This is a genomic window from Micromonospora sp., from assembly GCF_048594385.1.
Taxonomy (GTDB): Bacteria; Actinomycetota; Actinomycetes; order Mycobacteriales; family Micromonosporaceae; genus Micromonospora; species Micromonospora wenchangensis.
The window spans coordinates 1-3,443 of record NZ_JBMDWU010000034.1 but is presented as its reverse complement, the minus strand read 5'-3'; the positions used below and the strand labels follow the sequence as shown (position 1 = coordinate 3,443).

Here is a 3,443-nt window from a genome sequence, read left to right as displayed (position 1 = left end):
GCCACGCCGGCCGGGGCCGCCGCCGGTGGGGTGGTCCGGGCGGCACCGCCGGTGGTCGCCGGGGCGGCGGCCGGGGTGCGGGTCGGTGCGGGCGCTGCGGCGGTGGCGAAGGTGACCGGCACCCGGACGTCCTGGGAGCGGTCGGCGGCGCGGGTGTGGTCGGCGCGGGAGGCGACCACACACCGGCTGACGGTGCAGTCGACCGTGCCGATGCGGGAGTTCACGGTGAGGGTCACCCGGAACGATCCGCCCTGCCCGTACGGGACGGCCAGTCCCTCCCCGTAGGAGGGTGGGTTGGAGGAGATCCAGTGCGAGGCGCCGGTGCTGCCGGTGGTGTCGGCCCCGCCACCGCACGGGCTGGGGGCGACGCCGGCGCCGTTGTCCACGCAGAAGGCGACGTAGATGCCCTTGGCGACGTCGTACCCGCTGCCGGTGACGGTCACCGTCGCTCCGGTGCGGGCCACCCCGCTGGTGGGGGTGGCGGTGAGGGTCTGCCCGGCGGGGCCCCGGCCGGTGCCGGCGTGGGCCGGCGTCGACCCCACGCCGATACTGACAGTGATCAAAATGGTGGTCAGGATGGCGCGAGGCAGTGCCCGCATCAGGCTCCTCCCATGACGGATCGGGCCGGCTGCCACACCGACCGTAGCTAAGGTTTGCCTAACCTAAGCGAACGATCCGCTGTTCACAAGAGGTTCTTCGGATCAAGATCTTCAGCCGCTCGCCGGGTGCCACGGTAGTTAGGTTTGCCTAACCTCAACCACTGTCCGTATTGGGTACCAGAGAGGGAGCAGCATGGTCAGATCCAGCACCAATGCCGGCCGGTGGCGCAGGTCGCGCTGGGCGGCGGTCGCCCTGCTCGGCGCGTCGACCGTCCTCATCGGGGTCAGCCCCGCCCAGGCCGCCGGGGCCGAGATCAGCTCCGGCAGCCTGACCTGGGGTTTCAAGGCGTCGTTCCGCGCCTACGTGAACACCGGCAACGGCAACCCGCCGATCGCCGCCAGCGACGGCGCCCGCATCAACAGCGACGGCACCTTCACCTTCCCGGCGAAGGGCGGCACGTACGACGCCGGCACCGGCGCCATCGACGCCGAGTACGGCGGGAAGATCGTCTTCTCGTACCCGGCGCACTTCTTCACCATCGCGTTGGCCAACCCGACGGTCGTCGTGACCGGTGGCACCGCCGCCGTGAAGGCGGACGTGGACCTCACCACCACGGCGGCCGAGCCGGTCTCGGTCCGCCAGGCCACCATCGCCACCGTCACCACGAGCGACGGCAACCCCGGTGGCAGCGGCGGCACGGTGACCGCGACCGACCTGGCGGCGACGCTGACCGCCGAGGGCGCCTCGGCGTTCAACGGCTTCTACTCCGCCGGCTCCGCGCTCGACCCGCTGTCGTTCACCCTCGCCACCGGTGGCGGCGGCGAACCTGCCGCACCGACGGTCGGAGTCACCCCGACCACCGGGCTCGACCCGGCCGGGGCGACGATCACGGTCACCGGCAGCGGTTTCGACCCGGAGGCCAACGGGGCGGCGGGGATCTACGTCTCCTTCGGCCCCAAGGTCGACGAGCACTGGACGAACGCCGGTGTCCTCCAGGTCACCAAGTGGGTCAACAAGACCAACGAGCCGACCGAGGCGCGCGACCGGCTCAACGCCGACGGCACGTTCCGCACCACCCTGCCGATCAGCGCGGTCTACACCGACCGCACCGGGACAGCCGTGGACTGCACGAAGGTCCAGTGCTATGTGATCACCTTCGCCGCCCGGGGCGCGGTCGACCGGAGCCAGGACACCTTCACCCCGGTGACGTTCAGCCGTACCCCGGCCGGTGGCGGCGACGCCAGCCAGCAGATCACCACCACCGTCACCGGTGGCGCGCTGACCCTCGGCGTGACCGGCTCCTCGGTCGCCCTGCCGGCGGTCAGCAACGGGCAGGTCACCACCGGGGCGCTGAACGCCGCCACCGTGGCCGACCTGCGCGGCACCAACGCCGGCTGGAGCCTGGTCGGGCAGGTCGCCGACTTCGCCTCGACCACCGGCGGCACCATCGCCGCGGACAACCTCGGCTGGACGCCGAGCGCCGCCGTCGGCACCGACGGCCTCGCCGGCACCCCCGGCGTGGTCACCCCGGGCGCGCCCGCCGCGCCCGGCGCCGGCCTGGGCACGGCACGTGCGCTGTGCACCTCGGCCACCGGCGCGAGCAACGGCACCTTCACCTGTGGCGCCGAACTCCAGCTCGGGGTTCCGGCGTCCGCCCCGGCGGGCGACTACAGCGCGGTGCTGACCCTCACCCTCTCCTGATCCGGCACCACCCCGGTGGGACGGGCTCGCCACCCGTCCCACCGGGCCCGATCACCCTTCCCGGAGCCCGGCATGTCCCTGCGTACCACCCTGATCCGGGCGAGCGCCGTGCTCGCCGCCGCGCTGCTCGTGGCGACGGCCCCGCCCGCACCGGCCCCCGCCGCGCCCGCCCCGTCACCCGGCCCGGCAGCCGGGGGCGGGGAGACCGGCGCGGCACGCTGGGCCGTCCAGCCGTCCAGCGCCAAGGGTCCGACCGGGCGCAACTACTTCATCTACGACCTGGCCCCGGGCAGCACCCTGACCGACCACGTCGGCATCACCAACCTCGGCGACCGCCCGGTCACCTTCGACGTGTACGGCACCGACGCCTACACCTCCACCGACGGCGCGTTCGCCCTGCTGCCGGCGGACCGGCCGGCCACCGACGTCGGCTCCTGGATCAGGGTCGACCGGCGCGAATGGACGGTTCCGGCGGGCAAGCGGGTCGACATCCCGTTCCGGCTCACCGTGCCGGCCAACGCCACCCCGGGCGACCACACCGGCGGGGTGATCGGTGCCGTCGCCCGGATCCGGACCACCGCCGACGGGCAGCGCGTCCTGGTCGACCAGCGGCTCGCCGCCCGGGTCTACCTCCGGGTCAACGGCCCGGTCCGGCCCGCCGTCACCGTCGAGGCGGTCGACGTCTCCTACGACAACCCGGTCAACCCGTTCGGCGGCGGCGACCTGGTGGTCCGCTACCGGCTGCGCAACGACGGCAACGTCCGGATCGGCGGCAGCGGCACGGTGACCGTACGCGCGCCGTTCGGCCGGGAACAGGCCCGCACGGTCCCCACCGACCTGCCTGAGCTGCTGCCCGGGGCCACCTTCACGGTCACCGAGCGGATCACCGGCGTACCACCGCTGCTGCGGCTGACCGCCGAGGTCGACATCGCGGCCACCAGCACGGACACCGCGCTGCCGCCGGTGGTCCGTACCGCCGGGGTGTGGGCCCTGCCGTGGCTGCTGCTGGCCCTGCTCGCCGGGGCGGCCGGCTGGGCCGGGCTGCGGTGGTGGCGACGGCGGGCCGCTGTCGCCGGTCGACCGTCCACCCCGGACCCGGCCGACACCCCGCGACCCGCCGCGACCGGCGCGGCCGCCGCCGG

At 74.2% G+C, this 3,443-nt stretch carries 3 protein-coding genes; 2 read left to right on the top strand and 1 reads right to left on the bottom strand.

The window, feature by feature from the left end:
• Positions 1-599, bottom strand: a 599-nt coding sequence (locus ACOJTC_RS01410) for a hypothetical protein (RefSeq protein WP_420115430.1), incomplete at its 3' end; no start/stop codon positions are given.
• Between the two features lie 193 nt (positions 600-792).
• On the opposite strand from ACOJTC_RS01410, the gene ACOJTC_RS01405 reads away from it, so the two are divergent.
• Both ACOJTC_RS01405 and ACOJTC_RS01400 read left to right on the top strand, forming a co-directional pair.
• Positions 793-2,301, top strand: a complete 1,509-nt coding sequence (locus tag ACOJTC_RS01405; protein WP_420115429.1) for an HtaA domain-containing protein — start codon at positions 793-795, stop codon at positions 2,299-2,301.
• 72 nt (positions 2,302-2,373) lie between these two features.
• Positions 2,374-3,443, top strand: a 1,070-nt coding sequence (locus ACOJTC_RS01400; RefSeq protein ID WP_420115428.1) for a WxL protein peptidoglycan domain-containing protein, incomplete at its 3' end; no start/stop codon positions are given.

Coding starts and splice junctions, on each gene's coding strand:
- ACOJTC_RS01405 (WP_420115429.1), top strand. CDS start 793: ATGGTCAGATCCAGCACCAATGCCGGCCGGTGGCGCAGGTCGCGCTGG.